Source organism: Cereibacter sphaeroides 2.4.1 (genome assembly GCF_000012905.2).
Taxonomy (GTDB): Bacteria; Pseudomonadota; Alphaproteobacteria; order Rhodobacterales; family Rhodobacteraceae; genus Cereibacter_A; species Cereibacter_A sphaeroides.
Map to the genome: position 1 here is coordinate 3034813 of NC_007493.2, position 19596 is coordinate 3054408.

At 68.6% G+C, this 19596-nt stretch carries 21 protein-coding genes; 7 read left to right on the plus strand and 14 right to left on the minus strand.

The annotated features are described in order from the left end of the window. Positions 1-7 precede the first annotated feature (7 nt). Genes kdpC through RSP_RS14725 form a run of 3 tightly spaced genes read left to right on the plus strand, consistent with a single transcriptional unit; the run spans position 8 to position 3915 of the window. Positions 8-565 (plus strand): potassium-transporting ATPase subunit KdpC, encoded by a 558-nt coding sequence (kdpC, locus tag RSP_RS14715; protein ID WP_011338832.1) that lies wholly within the window; start codon positions 8-10, stop codon positions 563-565. A 3-nt stretch (positions 566-568) separates the two neighbouring features. Beyond that, positions 569-3232 (plus strand): sensor histidine kinase, encoded by a 2664-nt coding sequence (locus tag RSP_RS14720; RefSeq protein WP_011338833.1) that lies wholly within the window; start codon positions 569-571, stop codon positions 3230-3232. Beyond that, positions 3229-3915, plus strand: a complete 687-nt coding sequence (locus RSP_RS14725) for a response regulator (protein WP_011338834.1) — start codon at positions 3229-3231, stop codon at positions 3913-3915. Before RSP_RS14720 ends, RSP_RS14725 begins: the two co-directional genes overlap by 4 nt. Before the next feature lie 76 nt (positions 3916-3991). Here RSP_RS14725 and RSP_RS14730 read toward each other — a convergent pair whose 3' ends face one another. The 4 genes from RSP_RS14730 to RSP_RS14745 form a co-directional block, all read right to left on the minus strand. After that, a complete protein-coding gene (locus RSP_RS14730) occupies positions 3992-4189 on the minus strand; it encodes a CsbD family protein (RefSeq protein ID WP_002721800.1) in 198 nt (65 codons plus the stop codon). Between the two features lie 105 nt (positions 4190-4294). Further along, positions 4295-6076, minus strand: coding sequence for a sensor histidine kinase (locus RSP_RS14735; RefSeq protein ID WP_011338836.1), 1782 nt, complete (start codon positions 6074-6076; stop codon positions 4295-4297). Further along, entirely contained in the window at positions 6073-6657 is a 585-nt protein-coding gene (locus RSP_RS14740) for an RNA polymerase sigma factor (RefSeq protein WP_002721805.1), read from the minus strand. The genes RSP_RS14735 and RSP_RS14740 overlap by 4 nt, the downstream gene beginning before the upstream one ends. Beyond that, complete coding sequence (locus RSP_RS14745) at positions 6654-6860, minus strand: NepR family anti-sigma factor (protein WP_002721806.1); 207 nt, start codon at positions 6858-6860, stop codon at positions 6654-6656. The genes RSP_RS14740 and RSP_RS14745 overlap by 4 nt, the downstream gene beginning before the upstream one ends. A gap of 102 nt (positions 6861-6962) precedes the next feature. Between RSP_RS14745 and phyR the strand changes: the two genes are divergently transcribed. Then, positions 6963-7772 (plus strand): response regulator PhyR, encoded by an 810-nt coding sequence (phyR, locus tag RSP_RS14750; protein ID WP_011338837.1) that lies wholly within the window; start codon positions 6963-6965, stop codon positions 7770-7772. A 13-nt stretch (positions 7773-7785) separates the two neighbouring features. Here the strand turns inward: phyR and RSP_RS14755 are convergent, their stop codons facing one another. Beyond that, on the minus strand, positions 7786-8145 hold the full coding sequence (locus RSP_RS14755) for a hypothetical protein (RefSeq protein WP_009563311.1): 360 nt from the start codon (positions 8143-8145) through the stop codon (positions 7786-7788). Between the two features lie 74 nt (positions 8146-8219). Between RSP_RS14755 and RSP_RS14760 the strand changes: the two genes are divergently transcribed. Together RSP_RS14760 and RSP_RS14765 are read left to right on the plus strand one after the other, a co-directional pair. Continuing rightward, complete coding sequence (locus RSP_RS14760) at positions 8220-8969, plus strand: Crp/Fnr family transcriptional regulator (RefSeq protein WP_011338838.1); 750 nt, start codon at positions 8220-8222, stop codon at positions 8967-8969. 97 nt (positions 8970-9066) lie between these two features. Beyond that, positions 9067-9561: a hypothetical protein gene (locus tag RSP_RS14765; RefSeq protein ID WP_002721815.1), complete on the plus strand. Its 495-nt coding sequence runs from the start codon at positions 9067-9069 to the stop codon at positions 9559-9561. Positions 9562-9862: 301 nt separating this feature from the next. On the opposite strand, the gene RSP_RS14770 is transcribed toward RSP_RS14765, so the two are convergent. The 9 genes from RSP_RS14770 to RSP_RS14810 all read right to left on the minus strand — a co-directional run bounded on the left by RSP_RS14770 (position 9863) and on the right by RSP_RS14810 (position 18577). Beyond that, positions 9863-11119, minus strand: a complete 1257-nt coding sequence (locus tag RSP_RS14770; RefSeq protein WP_017140001.1) for an AGE family epimerase/isomerase — start codon at positions 11117-11119, stop codon at positions 9863-9865. A 47-nt stretch (positions 11120-11166) separates the two neighbouring features. After that, positions 11167-11823, minus strand: a complete 657-nt coding sequence (gene gph, locus RSP_RS14775; RefSeq protein ID WP_011338841.1) for a phosphoglycolate phosphatase — start codon at positions 11821-11823, stop codon at positions 11167-11169. Then, positions 11823-12515 carry an HAD family hydrolase gene (locus tag RSP_RS14780; protein WP_002721822.1) on the minus strand — a complete coding sequence of 231 codons (693 nt, stop codon included), beginning with the start codon at positions 12513-12515 and terminating at the stop codon, positions 11823-11825. Before RSP_RS14780 ends, gph begins: the two co-directional genes overlap by 1 nt. Continuing rightward, entirely contained in the window at positions 12512-13441 is a 930-nt protein-coding gene (cbbX, locus tag RSP_RS14785; RefSeq protein WP_017140002.1) for a CbbX protein, read from the minus strand. The genes RSP_RS14780 and cbbX overlap by 4 nt, the downstream gene beginning before the upstream one ends. Before the next feature lie 170 nt (positions 13442-13611). Continuing rightward, entirely contained in the window at positions 13612-14001 is a 390-nt protein-coding gene (locus RSP_RS14790) for a ribulose bisphosphate carboxylase small subunit (RefSeq protein ID WP_002721826.1), read from the minus strand. 11 nt (positions 14002-14012) lie between these two features. Then, the gene (locus tag RSP_RS14795) at positions 14013-15473 is read right to left on the minus strand and encodes a form I ribulose bisphosphate carboxylase large subunit (protein WP_002721829.1); all 1461 of its coding nucleotides are present in this window, start codon (positions 15471-15473) and stop codon (positions 14013-14015) included. Positions 15474-15487: 14 nt separating this feature from the next. Beyond that, complete coding sequence (gene fba / locus RSP_RS14800) at positions 15488-16567, minus strand: class II fructose-bisphosphate aldolase (RefSeq protein ID WP_011338843.1); 1080 nt, start codon at positions 16565-16567, stop codon at positions 15488-15490. Between the two features lie 123 nt (positions 16568-16690). Further along, on the minus strand, positions 16691-17563 hold the full coding sequence (locus RSP_RS14805) for a phosphoribulokinase (RefSeq protein WP_002721831.1): 873 nt from the start codon (positions 17561-17563) through the stop codon (positions 16691-16693). Positions 17564-17569: 6 nt separating this feature from the next. Beyond that, a complete protein-coding gene (locus RSP_RS14810) occupies positions 17570-18577 on the minus strand; it encodes a class 1 fructose-bisphosphatase (RefSeq protein WP_043764031.1) in 1008 nt (335 codons plus the stop codon). Positions 18578-18661: 84 nt separating this feature from the next. Here RSP_RS14810 and cbbR point away from each other — a divergent pair, with 84 nt between their 5' ends. Next, positions 18662-19594, plus strand: coding sequence for a LysR family regulator CbbR (gene cbbR, locus RSP_RS14815; protein ID WP_011338845.1), 933 nt, complete (start codon positions 18662-18664; stop codon positions 19592-19594). Positions 19595-19596 lie beyond the last annotated feature (2 nt).

Genomic DNA, 19596 nt, shown 5'->3' on the forward strand with positions numbered 1-19596 from the left:
GCCTGCCATGATGACCCATCTCCGCCCCGCGCTGGCGAGCCTTCTGGCGCTGAGCCTGCTGACCGGCGTGGCCTATCCGCTGGCCCTGACCGGCATCGCCGCCGTCATCGCCCCCGACCGCGCCGCGGGCAGCCTGATCCTGCGCGAGGGGCAGGTCGTGGGCTCGGCCCTGATCGGGCAGGGCTTCGACGGCCCGGGCTATCTGCATCCCCGCCCCTCGGCGAGCGACTGGAACGCGGCCGGCACCTTCGCCTCGAACCTCGGCCCGACCTCGGCTGCGCTGCTGGCCGAAGTGCAGGAGCGGCAGGCGGCTTACGAGGCCCGGAACGGTGCCTCCGCCCCGGTGGATGCGGTCACCGCCTCGGGCAGCGGGCTCGATCCCCATGTCTCGCCGGCCAATGCCCGGGCGCAGGCGGCCCGCATCGCCCGCGCCCGCGGCCTGGACGAGGCTGCCGTGCGCCGCCTGATCGAGGCCCATGTCGAGCCGCCGCTGCTGGGTCTCTGGGGGCAGGCGCGGGTCGATGTGCTGGCCGTTAACCTCGCGCTCGATGCGGCCGGGGCCTGATCCATGGCGGACGAGGATCTCCGTCCCGAACCCGAGGCGCTTCTGGCGGAAGCCGCGCGCGAGGGCCGGGGGCGGCTCAAGATCTTCCTCGGGGCGGCGCCGGGCGTGGGCAAGACCTTCGCCATGCTCGAGGCCGCCCGCCAGCGGCTGCGCGAGGGTACCGACGTGGTGGCGGGCGTGATCGAGACCCACGGCCGCGCCGAGACCGAGGCGCTGGTCCATGACCTTCCCGTGGTGCCGCGCCGCCCCGGCTACTACCGCGGCCGCATCCTCTCCGAGATGGATCTCGACGCGCTGCTGGCCCGGCGGCCCCGGCTGGCGCTGATCGACGAGCTGGCCCACACGAACCTCGAGGGCAGCCGGCACGAGAAGCGCTGGCAGGATGTCGAGGAGGTGCTGGCCGCGGGCATCGATGTGTGGACCACGCTCAACGTCCAGCATGTCGAGACGCTGAACGATGCCGTGGCGCGGATCACCGGCATCCGCGTGCGCGAGACGGTGCCGGACCGGATCCTCGACACCGCCGACGAGATCGAGCTGATCGATCTCTCGCCCGAGGATCTGATCGCGCGGCTGCGCGCGGGCAAGGTCTATGTGCCCGAGCAGGCGGCGCGGGCGGTGCAGAACTTCTTCGCCAAGGGCAACCTGACGGCGCTGCGCGAGCTGGCGATGCGGGCCGCGGCCGACCGGGTGGATGCGCAGCTGCGCGAGCACATGGCCGCCAATGCGATCCCCGGCCCCTGGCCCGCGCAGGAGCGCCTCCTTGTCTGCGTCTCGGACAGTCCCGCGGCGCGGAATGCGATCCGGGCGGCCAAGCGGTCGGCGGATCGGGCGCGGGTCGAGTGGATCGCGCTGTCGGTGACCTCGCCCCGGATCGAGACCCTGCCCGAGGGCGCGCGCGACGATCTGGCGCTGGCCCTCCGGCTGGCCGAGCGGCTGGGCGCCACGGTGGCGAGCCTGCAGGCCGGCGGCGACGTGGCGCGCGAGATCCTCGATTTTGCGCGCCGGAACAATGTCCGCCGCATCATCGTGGGGCGGCCCCGCCCCCGGTCCACGCTCCACGCTCTGGCTCACCCCTTTCGCGAGCGGGTGGCCGAGCGCCTGTTGCGGCTCGGGACCGAGTTCGAGGTGACGCTGGTCTCGGCGGAGCCCGGGCGCGCGCGGCCGCAGGCCCGGCGCCTGCCCGCCCTGTCCTTCCCCGCGACGGGCTGGGCGCTGCTCGCCACCGCGCTCGCCTCGGGCGCCGCCTGGGTCGTGGACCGGATGCTGCCGGTGGCGAGCCTCGCGCTTCTCTTCATGACGGCCGTCATCGTGGTGGCCACGCGCTTCGGCCGCTGGGCCTCGGCCCTGACCGCCGTCTCGGGCTTCTTTGCCTACAATTTCTTCTTCACCGAGCCGCGGCTGACCTTCACCGTTCACTATCGCGACCAGATCCTGACGCTGGGCCTGTTCCTCGCGGCCTCGCTGCTGACGGGGGGCCTTGCGGCCGAACTGCGGGCGCGGGTCGATGCGCAGCGCGCGGCCGCCGACCGGATGGGGAAGCTCTACGATTTCAGCCGGCGCGTCGCGGCCGCGGCGGCCTTCGACGATGTGGTCTGGGCCGCCGTCAGCCATGTGAGCATGACGCTGGCCTGCCGGACGGTGCTTCTCGTGCCCGAGGGCGAGCGGCTTGCGGTGGCCGGGGGCTTCCCGCCCGAGGATCGGCTGGAGCTGCGCGACATGTCGGCTGCGCGCTACGCCTGGCAGCGGGGCGAGGAGGCGGGGCGCGGCTCGGCCACGCTGCCCGCGGCCGACTGGCTCTTCCTGCCGATCCGGGCGGGCGAGCGGCGGCTGGGCGTGGTGGGGGTGGCCTACGAGGGCGGGCGCAGCTTCTCGCCGGTGGACCGCCGCCTGCTCGATGCGCTGATCGATCAGGTGGCGCTGGCGATGGAGCGGGTGCGTCTGGCCGAGGATCTGGAGGGCGCGCGGCTGGCGGCCGAGACCGACCGGCTCCGGACGGCGCTTCTGTCCTCGGTGAGCCACGATCTGCGCACGCCGCTCGTGACCATCATCGGCGCCGCTGGCAGCCTCGCCGAGCCGGGGGCGCTTCCGCCCGAGGCGCAGCAGGCCTTGGCGGAAACGATCCGCGAGGAGGGCGAGCGGCTCGACCGCTACGTCCAGAACCTGCTCGACATGACCCGGCTCGGCCACGGGGCGCTGAAGCCGGCGGTCCAGCCCTCGGATCTGGCCGAGCTGGTGGGTGCGGCGCGCACGCGCCTGGCCGCCGTGCTGCGCGGCCACCGGCTCGGGACCGATCTGCCGCCCGATCTGCCCGCCGTGCTGGTCGATCCGGTGCTGACCGAGCAGGTTCTGGTCAATATCCTCGACAATGCCGCGAAATATGCGCCTCCGGGCAGCCCGATCACTCTGGCGGCGCGGCTTGACGCGGGGCGGGTGGTGCTGTCGGTTGCCGACGAGGGGCCGGGCATCCCGCCGGCCGACCGCGAGAAGGTCTTCGACATGTTCTACCGCGTCGCGGGCACGGACCGGCGGCGGGCGGGCACCGGGCTGGGCCTCGCCATCTGCCGCGGCCTTCTCGAGGCGCAGGGCGGCACGATCCGGGCCGAGGCCGCACGGCCGGACGGGCAGGGGACGCGCATCCTGCTGACCCTGCCGGTGGCGCCGTGACCGGGCCCGCACGCATCCTGATCGTCGATGACGAGCCGCCGATCCGGCGCTTCCTGCGCGTGGCGCTCGAGGCCGAGGGCCATCGCGTGACCGAGGCCGCCAGCGTGCGCGAGGGGATCGACCGCGCCGCCCTCGATGCGCCGACGCTGGTGATCCTCGATCTCGGCCTGCCCGACGGCGACGGGATCGAGGTGCTCCGTACCGTCCGGGGCTGGTCGCAGGTGCCGGTGATCGTGCTCTCGGTGCGCAGCGACGAGGCGGGAAAGGTGGCGGCGCTCGATGCGGGGGCGCAGGATTATGTGACGAAGCCCTTTGCCACGAGCGAGTTCCTGGCGCGGATCCGCGCCCTCCTGCGCGACCGGTCGGGGCCCGCCGCGCCCTCGGTGATCTCGGTGGCCGAGCTCGAGATCGACCTCGCGGCCCGCAGGGTCAGCGTCTCGGGCACCGAGGTGAAGCTCACGCGGCGCGAGTTCGATCTTCTGCGGCTGCTCGCCTCGCAGGCGGGGCGGCTCGTCACGCAGGCGATGATCCTGCGCACGATCTGGGGGCCGGCGCATGAGGAAGACAGCCAGTATCTGCGGGTCTATATCCGCCAGCTGCGCGCCAAGCTCGGCGACGATGCGGCCGATCCGCGCTGGATCTTCACCGAGCCCGGCATCGGCTACCGGTTCCGCGGCCGCTAGACAGCGCCGCGCGAGCAGGTCTTTTGACATGAAAAAGGCCCGCCGAAGCGGGCCCTGTCGTGCGTCTCAGGTGACCTCAGAGGCCGCGCATCCAGTCGTCGACCTTGCGCTCGGCGTCGGCCTTGTTGTCGCCGTATTTCGTCTGGAGGAGGCCCACCATGCGCTCACGGTCGCCGTCCACCTGCTCCAGCTCGTCGTCGGTGAGCTCGCCCCACTTGGCGCGGGCCTCGCCCTTGATCTGCTTCCAGCGGCCGGCAATCTGATCCCAATTCATGTCAATCACTCCTTGTACTGTTCCCATATCGGGCTGCCGGGGAAACTCCCGACCGCCCGTGCCAGTTCCGCATCCCGGATCACGAAGACGCGCGGACCCGTGAGGTCACGGGGCCTCGGCGGGGGCCGCCTCGGCAGCGCTCTCGTTGCGCGCCTCGGCATCGGCAAGGGGGCGGATCTCGAACCGGACGCTGAGGCTGTGGCTCGTCTCGGTCTTGTCGATCCTGACCTCGCCGCCGATCTGCTGCGCGAAGCCCGCCAGAAGCTGCGCGCCGAGCCCGGTGCCCATCGCCGTCGTCTCGGCCGAGGGCGGCTCGGTGCCGAGGCTGTTGGTGACGTCGAGCACCGCCATCGACGACTCCTCGCGCCGGAGCGACACGTCGAGCCGCGGCGTCTCGCCCGCGGGCGCGCCGGCATATTTCATCACGTTGGTCAGGGCTTCGGTCAGCAGCAGCGCCAGCGGCACCGCCTGATCGGGGGTGAGGCGCACGTCGCCGAAGGAGGTATGGACGGCGATCCGGCGACCGGGACCCGTCGCCAGATTGACCACCTGCCGCACGATGTCGGACAGGAGCTCGTCGGCGCGGATGTCGGTGAGGCCGGTCGTCTGGTAGAGCCCGCGGTGGATCGTGGCGAGGCTCATCACCCGGTCCTGCAGCCCCTTCATCAGCCCCTTGGCCTCGGGCGTGCGGGCCTGACGCATCTGCATGTTCATGATCGAGGCGATGAGCTGGAGGTTGTTCTTCACGCGGTGATGGACCTCGCGCAGCAGAACCTCCTTCTGGTGCACCATGTCCTCGAGTTCGGCCTCGTCATGCAGGATCGTGTCGGTCATCCGGGCGAAGGCCTCGGCCAGTTCCCGGATCTCCTGCGGCGCATCGGCGAAGTCCAGCGGATCGACGACCCGGCTGCCCTTCGCGAATTCGAGGATCGCCTTGCGGAGGCGTCGGATCGGCTGGGTCATCATCCGCTCGGCCGCGAGCCATGTGACGAGGAGGCAGGCGAGCCACATGAGCGAGGGCAGCGCGAACGACGGCAGCGCCCGAACCCAGAGCCCGGCTTCGCCGCCCGCAGGCCAGGAGCCAAGGGCATAGAGGCGGCCGGCGATGATCGGCACGACCGAGAAGACCCGCTCGGCGCCCGACTCGGTGGCCGCGGTGAAGGCGAGGGTTCGCGCCTCGCCGGTGAGGGCGGCGAGGGCGCGGTCGCGCGGCAGTAGGCGCGCGCCCGTCTCGAAGCCGACCGAGGAGGTCAGGATCTCGCCGGCGCCGTTGAAGGTCATGAGAACCGGCGGCACCTGCCCCTGGGATGCGGCACTGTCGCGGCCCAGAAGCGCACTGTGCGCAAGCGAGATCGCCAGCACGCCGAGCTGACGCCCGCTCGAGTCGGTGACCGGGTTCGTGGCGACGACGACCGACTTTCCCGATAGCTGCCCTTTCGGGTTGATCTGGAGCAGCGGCTCGCCCGCCTTCAGGGCCGCCGCGGTCAGGTCGGACCCGGAAAAATCGATCACACGCCCGATGGAAGAGCAGGTCATCTGCCCGTCGTTGTCGATGAAACCGATGGCGGCGTAGCCCTGCGATGCGTTCTTCACGTCACGAAGCGCGGTTTCGCAGGCATCCCCCGTCGCGAGCAGCGGACGCACGACTTCGGCCAGAGCCGCGGCTGCGCCCTGGGCTTTCTGGATCAGCCGAACCTCGTGTTCGGCTGCCCGCATGGTCTCGCCGGTGAGGGCCGCCTCCGACCGCGCCTCGGCCTCTCTCAGCACCGCATGAGACTGCAGCACCGAGATCGCGCCCAGAGGCAGCAGGGCGACGGCGAGCAGGAAGGCCATCCGCGACCCGATCCTGTCCCCGTAGCGCCGCCGCAGCCCGGGGAAAAAGGTCATGCAGCCGTCATCCCCGACCGGGACATGACCGCGAGCGTCTGTCCGTCCACACCCGAGAAGATCTCCTCGCCCTTTTCGAGGCCGAGCAGCTCGGCGAGCCGTGCGCGGGCGCGGTTGGCGCGGCTCTTCACCGTGCCGACGGCGACGCCCATCATCTGCGCCGCATCCTCATAGGCGAAGCCCGATGCGCCGACGAGGATCAGCACCTCGCGATGCTCCGGCGAAAGCTGGTCGAAGGCCGCGCTGAAGTCCGAAAAGGCCAGATGCCCGTCATGGGCCGGCTTGACGAAGAGCGAGGCCGCATGGACCCCCTCGGGATCGGGCACTTCGCGCCGGTGCTTGCGCTTGTCCGAGTAGAAGGTGTTCCGCAGGATGGTGAAGAGCCAGGCCCGCAGGTTGGTGCCTTCGGTGAACTTGTCGAAGTTCGTCCAGGCCTTCACGATCGTGTCCTGCACGAGGTCGTCGGCGACGGCCACGTTGCGGGTGAGGCTGATGGCGAAGGCGCGCAGCGCCGGGAGGTGCTCGGGAAGCTCGTCGCGGGGATCGCGATGCTTCGCCGGAGCTTTCGGGGTCTGCGTCATTTTCCGGTTCCCTTCTGCCGCAGCTGATCGAGCAACATGGCGAAGCGATCGGGGACTTCCTGCACAAGGGCCTCCTCGTAGACGCGTCTCAGGTTCTCGTCGATCTGCTGCTGCAGCTCCTTCCGGCTCTTGCCCTTGGTGTTGTCTCCTCCCTTGGCCGTCGCCTCTTGCGGCGATGCCTTGGGTTCTGTCGATTGCGCCATGGAAACTGCCACGCCCCTCACAAAAGTTGATAAGATCCCCGGAACCGAACGCGGGCACCGGCGTTCGGTTCCCAAGAATGTTGCAGCCAGGGGACCTTGTATATGACCTCCGACACGACGCCCGACCTCGCCAGTGTGATCGGGACCAACCTGCCGTATCTGCGCCGCTATGCGCGTGCGCTGACCGGCAGTCAGGAGACGGGCGATCGATACGCCGCCGCGACCCTCGAGGCCATTCTGGAGGATACGCACATCTTCGAGGCGACCGAAAGCCCGAAGGTCGCGCGGTTTCATGCGTTCCATCTCGTCTGGGCCAGTGCCGGGGCGCCGCTGGGCGAGCCTGACAGCCGGCTCTCGCAGCGGGCGCAGGACCACATGTCGCGCCTGACGCCGAACACCCGCGAGGCGCTGCTGCTTCATGCGATCGAGGGGTTCCACCACGAGGAGATCGGCGCGATCATGCAGATCGACGCGGCCGAGGCCGCCGAGCTGATCGAGATCGCGCAGCGCGAGATGGCGAACTCCGTCGCGGGCCGCATCATGGTCATCGAGGACGAGGCGATCATCGCGATGGATATCGTGGCGATCGTGCGGGAGATGGGTCACGGCGTCACCGGCATCGCCCGCACCCGGACGGAAGCCGTGGCGCTGGCCGCCAAGGAGCGCCCGGACCTGATCCTGGCCGACATCCAGCTTGCGGACAATTCCTCGGGCATCGACGCGGTGAACGACATCCGCAAGCAGTTCGAGGATATTCCGGTCATCTTCGTCACCGCCTTCCCCGAGCGACTGCTGACGGGCAAGCGCCCGGAGCCGGCCTTCCTCATCACCAAGCCCTACTCCGAGGATCAGGTCCGCTCGGCCGTCAGCCAGGCCATGTTCTTCTCCTCGACCGAAACGCTCAGCGCCTGACGGTCATGGGCGTTCAGTCCGCCTTCTGGTCGCGCCGCTCTTCGGCGGCCCGTTCCAGAAGGGCGAGGACGGCATCGCTCGTGAAGGGGCGCGACAGGATCCACCAGTCGGCGCCCTCTCCCGCCTCCTCGGCCTCTTCGCCGAGAAGGACCAGACGGGTGCCCTCGTGCAGAAGTTCCCTGATGGCGGGATGTGCCAGCGCCTTCTCCGGGGAAAGCCCCACGAAGGCCACGCGCGGGTGGCAGGTCGGGCCCAGATCCTCGGGTCTGCGTCCGACGATAACCTCTGCCTCCGGATCGTGGTCGAGGATCGTCTGCGCAAGATCCTGCGCCACGACCACATGTTTCAGAACGACGAAATAGCAGGAGCGCACCTTGTCCCGGCCTCGAGCAAATGGATTTGCGCCTTCTATGCGCCCAATCTTCCGCCCCCGCATTAAACTGTGACATGTTCGTGCCCGCTCCTGATGCCACAATCACCAATTGCAGGAACTGTCCGCTCCGGCGGAAACCGCTGTTCCTTCCCTTCTCCGACAGCGAGCTCTCCTTCATGGAGCAGTTCAAGGTGGGCGAGCTGGTCGTCGCGCCCGGCGTGACCCTCCTTGAGGAGGGACAGGGCAGCGCGCATCTCTTCACCGTCCTGAGCGGGCTCGGCATCCGCTCGACCATGCTCGAGAACGGCCGGCGTCAGGTCATCAACTTCCTCTTCCCGGGCGATTTCATCGGGCTGCAGGCCGGTCTGGCGGGAGAGATGCGCCATTCGGTGGAAAGCACGACCACCATGGTGCTCTGTGTCTTCAATCGCGCGGATCTGTGGGATCTGTTCCGGGAAGAGCCGGAGCGTGCCTACGACCTCACCTGGATCGCAGCGGTCGAGGAGCATTTCCTGGGCGAGACCATCGCCTCGCTCGGCCAGCGGGACGCGACCGAGCGGCTGGCCTGGGCGCTGCTGCGCATCCATGAGCGGCTGTCGGCCATCGGCCTCGCCGAGCGGGGCCGGGTGCCGATGCCCTGGCGGCAGCAGGATCTGGCGGATGCGCTGGGACTGTCGCTCGTTCACACCAACAAGACGATCCGCCGCCTGCGCGAGACGGGCCACGCGCTGTGGGAGGGGGGCACCCTGTTCGTCGACCGGGAGCGGCTCGCCACGCTGGCACTGGCCGATCCCGACCGTCCGCGCCGCAGGCCCCTCATCTGACGGTCGACAGGGAACCGCGGCCGGATTTCCACGTTCCATTCCCACAGGATGGGCGAGACCATCGCCCGCGTCCAACGATCAAGTTCGGAGAAAATCAATGTACGGGAAGACCCTTGCGGCCGCCCTTCTGGGCGCGGCCATGACCCTGCCTGCGCTGGCTCTGGCCGATGCGCCGATGATCAAGTCGATCGACGTCGAGACCTCGCTGAACGACCTGAGCAACGCCGAGGCCGCGGCCTACTGGAAGTCGCTCGATACCGACCTCGAGACCGCCATTGCGGCGCAGCTCGTGGGCCGTCTCGGCGACGAAGGCATGGACATCAAGATCGACATGAACGAGGTGGCGCTGGCCAACTTCTTCCAGTCGGCCGTGGGCTCCGCCGAGAGCACCATGTCGGGCACGGTCAACGTGATCGACCTGAACAACAACACGAACTTCAACACGTTCGATCTCACGGTCACGATGGCCCAGGCCCTGCCGATGATGCCGCCGGGCACCGACATCACCGTGATCCCGCCGACCAGCGACGAAGTCTATGCCGGCATGGTTGCGACCTTCGCCGCCGCGGTGGTCGAGCGCATCGACGGCTGATGCCGGGCACCTCGACCTGCCCTTCGGGGCGGGTCACGCACGACCCAGGGCGGCGCCTCCGGCGCCGCCGTTCGTTTTTGATGGTGGGCGTTGAGCGAGGCATGCCGACAACCCGCTACGCCGTATAGGCTTCTGGTTCGGAAACGAGACGCGCCGCCAGCAGGGGAGGGAAAACCCTGGTGGCGGCGCTCGGCCCGCGGCAGTTCAGGGCAAGGCGTCGGGGAAAAGCGCCAGCCACGGGATTGTGGGATGAACACCCCCCAAAAGAGGAAGTTCCACCTTTCGGAAAAAATCCTGTGCCTCAGTGCGCGACGAGGAGACTGCGGGACGCGGCGCGCAGGCCGCGCGTGACGCTGGCCGTCGGCGGCACGAGCGGAATGAGGCAGGCCTGCACCGCGTGATAGAGGTCGGGCTTGCCGCGGAACACCCGCTCGACCGGGCGCAGGTCGCCGTCGAGCTCGGCAAACCAGCCGCCGTGGGTGCGATCGAGAAAATGATCGGCGACGAAGTCCCATATCCGGCGATACCAGCCCTCGAAGCGTGCATCTCCGCCGGAATGTCGCAGGACATGTGCCGCGCCGATTCCTTCGGCGCAGGGCCACCAGAAGCGATCCTCGCGGTCGGGCCGGTCGCTCCAGTGCAGTGTGTAATAGAAGCCGCCTGCGCGGCGATCCCAGCCGATCTCGACGGTGCGGAGGAACAGCGCCTCCGCCGCTTCGCGCAGCCAGCTCTCGCGCTGCCCGCCCAGATGCCACAGCTGCACGAGAAGCCGGCTCCATTCCAGCGCATGGCCCGGCGTCGTTCCGGCCGGGCGAAACATGGGATCGCCTGCATAGTCGCGGTCCACCCGCCAGTCTGCGTCGTAATGTTCGGGCACCCGCCAGTGCTCGGCGCGGGCGTGCCGGTCGATCAGTAGCCGCGCGATCCGTTCGGCCATCTCCAGCCACTCCGCATCGCCCGTGGCCTCGAAGGCCGCCATCAGCGCCTCGGTCAGGTGCATGTTGGAATTCTGGCCCCGGTAGGGGCCCAGCGGATGCCAGTCCTCGGTGAACTCCTCGCGCGAGGCGCCGGCCGCCGCATCCCAGAACCGGTGCCGGATCACCTCGCCCACATCGGCCAGAAGCCGGTCGGCGTCCGGATGCCCTGCGACCCGGGCCGAAGCCGCCGCCAGGAGCACGAAGGCATGGCCGTAAGCCTGCTTCGAGGCGTTCACCGGCCCGTCGGGATCGAAGCTCCAGACATAGCCGCCATGCCGGGGATCGCGGTGGCGGGACCAGAGCGTCTGCATCCCGTGGTCGATCATCCGGTCCGCGCCGGGCAGCCCCAGCTCGCGCGCGAGCGTGTAGCAATGGACCATGCGCGTCGTGTCGTGGATCTGACGCAGCCTGCCCGCCGCGCCGCCCAGCGGCTGGCCGCGCAGGTCGAGCGGATGAAAGCCGCCGGCCGGATCGAGGGCGGGTCGAAAGAGGTCGAACAGCCCCCGCGCCTGATCCAGAAGCCACAGCCGGTGCGCCGGCCGCTCCACCCAGTCCGGTCCCTCGGTCCCGCTCCAGCCCATGCGCGCCTCCCGCCGATGTTCCGGCAAGGATAGGCCCGGGGGCCCCGTCACGCCAAGAGGCGCCTCAGAAGATCCTGCAGCTCGTCGTGATGGCTGAAGAGCCCGTGGTGCGGCAACTCATGCACCGGCGCATGGCGATAGCCCTCGGTGAAGAGCGCAAAGCGCAGCCCCGCGGCCTCGGCGGTGGCGGCATCCACCTCGCTGTCGCCCACATAGAGCACGACCTCCTCGTTCAGCGCGGCCGCCGTCGCGCGGAGCGGCGCGGGGTCTGGCTTGCGCTGGGGCAGGCTGTCGCCGCCGATGATGGCATCGAACAGCTCGAGCAGGCCGAAGAGCGACAGGATCTGCCGAGAGGCGCCCACCGGCTTGTTGGTGCAGAGCCCGATGCGCCACCCCTCCGCACGCAGGTGCCGGATCGCCGCCTCGGCACCGGGATAGACGCTGGTGAGCGTCGCCGGATCCGCCTCGTAATGCGCCATGAACCGGCCCTGAAGCTCAGCCTGGCGGTGCGCATCCGGCGCCTCGCCCCGGGCGGCGAGCACGCGCTGGATCAGCACCGGCACGCCGTTGCCGATGAAGCCGGTGATCTCGGCAAGCGTGAAGGGGGCGCCTCCCTCCTCGGCCAGCGCCTTGTTGACGGCGGCATGGATGTCGGGTGCGGAATGGACGAGGGTCCCGTCCAGATCGAAGACGACTCCCGGCATCAGGCCACCGGCGCCGTCAGGTCGAGGCCGGCCAGCCCGCCGAGCTCGGCGAAACTGTCGAGGAGCCGGTCGGCCCCCGCGAACTCCTCGTGCCGGGTGTAGAAGCCGGGCGAGACGATGCAGCGCAGCCCCGCCCCCTTGGCGGCCCGAAGACCGTTGAGCGAATCCTCCAGCGCGACGGCCCGCTCCGGCGGCACGTCGAGCTCGCGCAGCGCAAGCCGGTAGATGTCCGGCGAGGGCTTCTTCTCGGCCACCATGTCTCCCGCCGCGATCACGTCGAAGATCTCGCGCGCGGGATGGCCGAAACAGGCCCGGCACAGGGCTTCGACATTGGGCAGGCTGGTGGTGGTGGCCACGGCGAGCCGGATCCCGGCGCGCTTCGCCTCGGCGATCAGGTCGGCGATGCCCGGGCGCAGCGCGATCTCGCCCTCGGCCATCAGCGCCACGAACCGCTCGGTCTTGGCGCGGTGGATATCGGCGATGGGCAGCGGCGCCGGATCGCCCTTCTGATGGCGCAGGAACCGCGCGATGCGCTCCTTGCCGCCCGTGGTGGTCAGAAGCTCGCGGTATTCCTCGCGGTCCCAGAACCAGTCCACCCCCAGCGCGGCGAAGGTCTCGTTAAAGGCGCGCCGGTGCAGCTCCTCGGTCTCGGCGAGCGTCCCGTCCACGTCGAAAAGGATCGCCTCGATCATCTGGCCAGAGCCTCCGCGGCGCGGCGCTCGCTGTCGAGCCCGCCCTTGAACACCCGGCTCGCGCGGATGTCTTCCTCGGCGATGGTCGAGAGGGCGCGCGCGTCGAGCGGCCCGGACGAGGCGGTGAACAGCCGGTTGGCCTGCCGGAGCCGCGCGCGGTCGAGCGCATTGCGGATCGAGCGGGCATTGGCGAAATGCGGCTGGTTGCGGCGCAGGCCGATATAGGCGCGCAGCGCCGTCTCGGCCTCCGGGGTCATCTGATAGTTCTGGTCGTCCAGCATGTGTCCTGCGATCTCGAACAGCTCTTCGTCGCTGTAGTCGGGGAATTCGATGTGATGCGCGATGCGCGAACGGAAGCCGGGATTCGACTGGAAGAAATTCTCCATCCGATCCGCGTATCCTGCAAGGATCACCACGAGGTCGTCGCGGTTGTTCTCCATCACCTGAAGCAGGATCTCGATGGCTTCCTGCCCGTAGTCGCGCTCGTTGTCGGGCCTGTAGAGGTAATAGGCCTCGTCGATGAAGAGCACGCCGCCCATGGCGCGCTTGAGAACCTCCTTCGTCTTGGGCGCCGTATGGCCGATATACTGCCCCACCAGATCGTCGCGCGTGACGCTGACCAGATGTCCCTTGCGGACATAGCCGAGGCGGTGCAGCAGCCCCGCCATCTTCAGCGCGACGGTGGTCTTGCCGGTGCCGGGATTGCCGGTGAAGCTCATGTGCAGCGTGGGCGTCTCATGGGCGAGGCCCAGCTTCTGCCGCGCCCGCTCGACAAGAAGAAGCGCCGCCGTCTCGCGGATCCGGTCCTTGACCGGCTTCAGCCCGATCAGCTCGCGGTCGAGCTCCTCGAGCACCTCCTTCGCGCCCGATCCCTCATATTCGGCGCGCAGGTCGATCGAGGTGGGGGCCGTTGCCGCGTCGGTCATCGCGAACTCCGATAGCTGTCGGTTGAGAGAGTAGCCCGGCGCAGCGCCGGTCAAGCCACGCCATTCGTCGCAGTCCCCCCTCTCACTCTGGGTCAAATATCCCGCGGGGGGTCCGGGGGGCGCGAAGCCCCCCGGCCTTGGCCCGTCCGCCGATCCGTGGGAGGAGCGGCTCAGCGGACGATGCTGTGCGTGTAGCGGATCGACCGGCCGTCGACCTCGGTGCGCTCCATGCGGAGGCTGGGCTCGACCTCGGGGCGGTTGACGATGAAGCTCATCGTGACCGTCTCGAAGCCGCGGGTGGAATCGAAGGCATTGATGCGGATGTAGCGGCCGGGCCAGGCCTTGCGGCACTCGTCCAGCTCGATCATCACGCCCTTGGGGTCGCGCAGGTCGAACATCGGCATGCCCCACATTTCCCAGTAGGTGTTCCGGGGATGCGGGTCGTCGGTATGTTCGAGGCTCACGGCCCAGCCGCGGCCGAGGCAATAGTCCACCTGCGCCGAGATCTGCGCGTCGGTCAGGTCGGGCAGGAACGAGAAGCAGCCTTGGGTGATGCGCATGTCCGGTCTCCTTACATCGCGACCGAGGCGGTCGGCACGAAGTCCGACGTGTCGGTGGAGGTGTAGTTGAAGGTGATGTTGCCCCAGGTATCGAGGGCGGCCTCCAGCGGCTTGCACCATTTGGCCGCGGCGCGGAGGATCTCCGGGCCCTCCACATCGATGTTGCGGCCCTCGTTGCGCGCCAGCACCATCGCTTCCAGCGCCACGCGGTTCGCGGTCGCCCCGGCCTGGATCCCCATCGGGTGGCCGATGGTGCCGCCGCCGAACTGCAGCACCACATCGTCGCCGAAGAGGCTCAGAAGCTGGTGCATCTGCCCGGCATGGATCCCGCCCGAGGCCACCGGCATGACCTTCCTCAGGTCCGCCCAGTCCTGCTCGAAGAAGATCCCGCGCGGCAGGTCGACCGTGTTGAAGGGCTCGCGGCAGACATTGTAATAGCCCTGCACCGTCAGCGGGTCGCCCTCGAGCTTGCCCACGGCCGTGCCGCAATGCAGATGGTCCACCCCCGCCAGCCGCAGCCACTTGGCGATCACGCGGAAGCTGATGCCGTGGTTCTTCTGCCGCGTGTAGGTGCCGTGGCCCGCGCGGTGCATGTGCAGGATCATGTCGTTCTGCCGGCACCATTCCGAGATCGACTGGATCGCCGTATAGCCGATGATGAGATCGACCATCACGATGACCGAGCCAAGCGACTTGGCGAATTCCGCCCGCCGGTACATCTCCTCCATCGTGCCGGCGGTGATGTTGAGGTAGTGGCCCTTCACCTCGCCGGTCTGGGCCGAGGCGAGGTTCACCGCCTCCATCACATAGAGGAACCGGTCGCGCCAGTGCATGAAGGGCTGCGAGTTGATGTTCTCGTCGTCCTTCATGAAGTCGAGGCCGCCCTTCAGCCCCTCATAGACCACGCGGCCGTAGTTCTTGCCCGACAGGCCGAGCTTGGGCTTCGTGGTGGCGCCGAGAAGGGGCTTGCCGAACTTGTCCAGCCGCTCGCGCTCGCCCACGATGCCGGTGGGCGGGCCCTTGTAGGTCTTCACATAGGCCACGGGGAAGCGCATGTCCTCGAGCCGGGCGGCCTTCAGCGGCTTGAAGCTGAAGACGTTGCCGATGATCGAGGCGGTGAGGTTGGCGATCGAGCCTTCCTCGAACAGGATCAGGTCATAGGCCACATAGCAGAAATACTGCCCCGGCGTGCCCGGCACCGGCTCCACCCGGTAGGCCTTGGCGCGGTAGCTGTCGCAGGCGGTCAGCCGGTCGGTCCAGACCACGGTCCAGGTCGCAGTCGAGCTTTCGCCGGCCACGGCGGCGGCCGCCTCGACCGGATCCACCCCCTCCTGCGGTGTGATGCGGAACAGCGCCAGCACGTCGGTGTCCTTGGGGACGTAATCGCCGTCCCAGTAACCCATCTGGGCATATTTCAGGACGCCGGCCTTGTAGCGTTCCTTGCCCTTGATCTCGGTGGTCTTGGTATCCATCTCGCACCCTCCCTTCAGGCGGCTTTGGCGGTCGCGACCGCAGGATCGAGCGCTCCGCTCGCGTAGCGCTTGGCCATGTCATCCATCGGGATGACGGTGATCTTCGAAGCATTGCCCGCAGTGCCGAACCGCTCGAACCGGTCGCGGACGAGGGCCTCCATCTCCTTCATCGCGGGGATCATGAACTTCCGCGGGTCGAACTCCTTCGGGCTCTCCATGGCGACCTTGCGGAACTGGCCGGTCAGGGCCATCCGGCAGTCGGTGTCGATATTGACCTTGCGGACCCCGTGACGGATGCCGCGCTCGATCTCCTCGACCGGGACTCCGTAGGTCTGAGGCATATCGCCGCCATGGGCGTTGATGAGATCCTGCAGCGCCTGCGGCACCGAGGACGAGCCGTGCATCACCAGATGCGTCGCGGGCAGCCGGGCGTGGATCTCCTCGATCACGCGCATGGCGAGGATCTCGCCGTCCGGCTTGCGGCTGAACTTGTAGGCGCCGTGGCTCGTGCCCATGGCGATGGCCAGCGCGTCGACGCGGGTCGCCTGCACGAACTCCACCGCCTGATCCGGGTCGGTCAGCATCTGGCTGTGGTCGAGCTTTCCTTCCGCACCCGAGCCGTCCTCGGCCTCCGCCTCGCCCTTCTCGAGGCTGCCCAGCACCCCCAGCTCGCCCTCGACCGAGGCTCCGACCCAGTGGGCCGCGTCGGTCACGCGGCGGGTGATGTCCACGTTGTAATCGTAGGAGGCCACCGTCTTCATGTCGGCCTGAAGCGATCCGTCCATCATCACCGAGGTGAAGCCGTGCCGGATCGCCGAGAGGCAGGTGGCCTCGTTGTTGCCGTGGTCCTGATGCAGGCAGATCGGGATCTGCGGATACATTTCGGCCAGCGCCTCGACGATGTGGCGCAGCATGATGTCGCCGGCATAGCTGCGCGCCCCGCGGCTGGCCTGCAGGATCACCGGCGCGTCGCAGGCGCGGGCGGCGGCGAGGATGGCGAGCCCCTGCTCCATGTTGTTGATGTTGAAGGCGGGCACGCCATAGCCGCGCTCTGCGGCATGGTCGAGCAATTGTCTGAGCGTGATCAGGGCCATGGGTCTCCTCCCGGGTCGTCATGTCAGTCGGATGGGTGCGGGATATCGGCCGGCCGGGCGGGTGCCGGCCGGGACGGTCGAGCCGAGGGTCCGAGGCGGCTCTGCGCCCGCCCCGGGTCCGGATCAGGCCACCTTGCTCTCTCGGACGAGGCGGTCGATCAGCGGTGTCAGGATCAGCTGCATCGCGAGGTCCAGCTTGTTGCCGGGCACCACGATGGAATTGGCGCGGCTCATCCACGAGCCGTGGATCATCGAGGTGAGATAGGGGAAGTCGATCCCGCGCGGATTGCGGAAACGGATCACCACCACGCTCTCGTCGGCGGTGGGGATCCAGCGCGCGATGAAGGGGTTCGAGGTATCCACCACCGGCACGCGCTGGAAGTTGATGTCGGTCTGCGAGAATTGCGGCACGATGCAGTGAACGTAGGCATGCATCCGGCGCAGGATCACGTCGGTGACCGCCTCGGTCGTGTAACCGCGGGTCGCGCGGTCGCGGTGGATCTTCTGGATCCATTCGAGGTTGATGACCGGAACCACGCCGATCTTGAGGTCGGCCAGCCCCGCGATATTGACCTCGCTGTTCACCACCGCCCCGTGCAACCCCTCGTAGAACAGCAGGTGGCTGTCGCTGTCGAAGTCGCGCCAGTCGGTGAAGTTGCCGGGCGCCACGCCGGTGCGCGCCGCTTCGGCATCGTCATGGACGTAGGTCCGCGTCCGCCCCTGCCCGGTCTCGCCGTACTCGCGGAAGACGCGCTCCAGCTCCTTCAGCTCGTTCGCCTCGTAGGAGAAGTGCGAGAAGGTGGCGTCGCCCGCCGCATAGCGCCGGTCCAGCTCGGCCTTCATGTCGGCGCGGTTGAAGCGGTGGAAGGCGTCGCCCTCGATCGAGACCGCCTTGACCCCCTCGCGCCGGAAGATCTGGTCGAACGTGTGCTTCACCGTCGAGGTGCCCGCGCCGGACGAGCCCGTGACCGAGATGATGGGATGCTTCTTGCTCATGGATATTCAGCTCCGGAACAGGCCGCGATTGCCGAAGAGGGCCGACGTCTCCTGCTCGGGCAGGTCGTGATACGCGGTGATGCGGGCCACCTTCTCGGCGGACCCGAAGACGAAGGGCGTGCGGGCATGAAGCCGCGAGGGCGTCTGTCCGAGGATCGGATTCTCGCCGTCGGTGGCCCCGCCGCCCGCCTGGGTGATGACGAAGGCGATGGGCGCGCATTCGTAGAGATAGCGCAGGCGACCCTGCTCGTAGCCCTTGCGGCTGTCGCGCGGATAGAGGAACACGCCGCCCCGCGCGAGGATGCGGTGGGTCTCGGCCACCAGCGAGGCCAGCCAGCGCATGTTGAAGTTGCGTCCCCGCGGCCCCTCGGTACCCGCCACGCAATCGTCGATATAGGCGCGGATCGGCTTCGGCCAGTGGCGGTAGTTCGAGGCGTTGATCGCGAATTCGGTCGAGCTGGGCGGCACCTTCACGGCACGGTCGACCAGCACGAAGCTGCGGCTGCCGGGATCGAGCACATATTTCTGCGTCCCCTTCCCGAAGCTCACCATCATGCAGACTTGCGGGCCGTAGATGACATAGCCCGCCGCGATGAGCTCGGAGCCCAGGCGCAGGAAGCTCGCCTCGGCCGTGGCCGCGGCAGGCCAGATGGCGAAGATCGTGCCGACCGAGAGGTTGGTGTCGATGTTGGACGAGCCGTCCAGCGGATCGATGGCGAGGGCCAGCGTCCCGGCCTCGTTCAGCGTCACCGCCGTGTCCTGCTCCTCGGAGGCGTAGAAGCGGACCGCCGAGCCTTCCAGTGCCACGCGGAAGGCGTCGTCGGCGATTACGTCGAGCGCCTTCTGCCCGTCCCCGTCGGTGTTGGTTCCGCAGAGACCGGCGAGATCCTCGTCGATACCCCCGCGGGCGATCCGGTTCGCGACTTCGATCGCGACCGAGCCCAGACGGTCCATCACGTCCTGCAACTCGGCCGGTATGGCATCGGGGTGGGTGGGAAAGGGCTTCACTGGCATCTCCTCCGCGACGTGTGCCCAGCTTGCCGCGGATCGGATTTTATGGAATTTAATAAGGTAGAAGTTCTGTTCGGGAATTTGGAAATGGTGCGGCTCGATGCGATCACCCTGAAGCAGCTGCGCGCCCTCGTGGCGGTGGCGGGCAGCGCCTCGCTGACGGGCGGGGCCACGCGCCTCGGTCTGACGCCTCCGGCAATCCACAGCCAGATCAGGAACTTGGAGGAAGCCTTCGGCGTGCCGCTCCTCCATCGGCCGCCCGAGACGGGCTCCTTCACGCCGACGCTCGCCGGAATCGCCGTTCTCGAGGCCGCTCAGCGGATCGAGGTCATTCTGTCGCAGTGCTCATACCAAGTGATGGCGGTGAGCGAGGGCCGGGCCGGGCAGGTGACGCTGGGTGTGGTCTCGACCGGGCGCTATTTCGCGCCGCGGCTGGTGAAGATGCTGAGCCTCGCCTGCCCCGAGATCCGAATCGCCCTCCGCGTGGGCAACCGCGAGCAGCTGATCGACGATCTGGCGCGGCACATGGTGGATCTGGCGGTCATGGGACGCCCCCCGCGCCAGCCCGAGGTGGCGTCGGTGGCGCTCGGGCCGCATCCGCACGGGATCGTGGCGCCGCCCGATCATCCGCTGGCGGGTCTGGCCGAGGTGCCGGTGCCGGACCTTCTGTCCCAGACCTTTCTGGCGCGCGAGGAAGGGTCGGGGACACGGGTGCTCATGTCGCGCTATCTCGACCGGCTGGGCGAGGGGCAGGTGGTGGACCTGATCGAGATGGATTCGAACGAGACCATCAAGCAGTCGGTCATCGCGGGGCTGGGGCTCGCCTTCCTGTCGCTGCATGTGGTGATGGACGAGCTGCGCTTCGGCCAGCTCGTGCAGTTGGCGGCCCCCGGCCTGCCCATCGAGCGGCACTGGTTCCTCGTCCATCCGGTCGATCGGCCGCTGAATCCGGCCGCGCTCAGGGTGCAGGGCGAGATCGTGAAGCTGAAGGGAGCCTATCTGCCCGGCGCCCCCGCCTGAGC